Origin of the sequence: Sporosarcina luteola, assembly GCF_023715245.1 — a bacterium.
GTDB lineage: Bacteria > Bacillota > Bacilli > Bacillales_A > Planococcaceae > Sporosarcina > Sporosarcina luteola_C.
In genome coordinates, this window is the sequence record NZ_JAMBNV010000018.1 from 1 (window position 1) to 472 (window position 472).

The 472-nt window shown below is 71.8% G+C and carries 1 protein-coding gene; it reads right to left on the reverse strand.

The window, feature by feature from the left end:
• Positions 1–78: 78 nt before the first annotated feature.
• On the reverse strand, positions 79–472 hold a 394-nt coding region (locus M3152_RS17795), incomplete at its 5' end, for an aminotransferase class I/II-fold pyridoxal phosphate-dependent enzyme (RefSeq protein WP_251697181.1).

Genomic DNA, 472 nt, shown 5'->3' on the forward strand with positions numbered 1-472 from the left:
CGTGCAGCATCGCGGCCGACACGAAGGTCTTGCCGATTTCGGTATCGGTGCCGGTGACGAACAACGAGAGCGGGGCGGTCATGCTGCTGCCTCGCTAGCTTCGATCAACGCGGCTTCGAGCCTGGCGAGATCGTCGAACGAATGCGCGGCCGACAGCGACACGCGCAGCCGCGACGTGCCGGCCGGCACCGTCGGCGGCCGGATCGCGGGCACCCACAGGCCGTGCGCGTCGAGCGCGCGCATCGCCGCGAGCGTCGCATCGTTGCTGCCGATCACGAGCGGCTGCACGGCCGTGTGCGAATCGACCGGCTGCCAGCGCGTGTTGCGCAGCAGCGCACGCGTGCGTTCGATCAGCGCGGCGAGGTGCGCGCGGCGCGCGTCGCCTTCGTCGCCCGCGATCACCTTCAGGCTCGCGGAGACCGCATGCGCGACGGCCGGCGGCGCGGCGGTCGTGAAGATGTAGCTGCGCGCG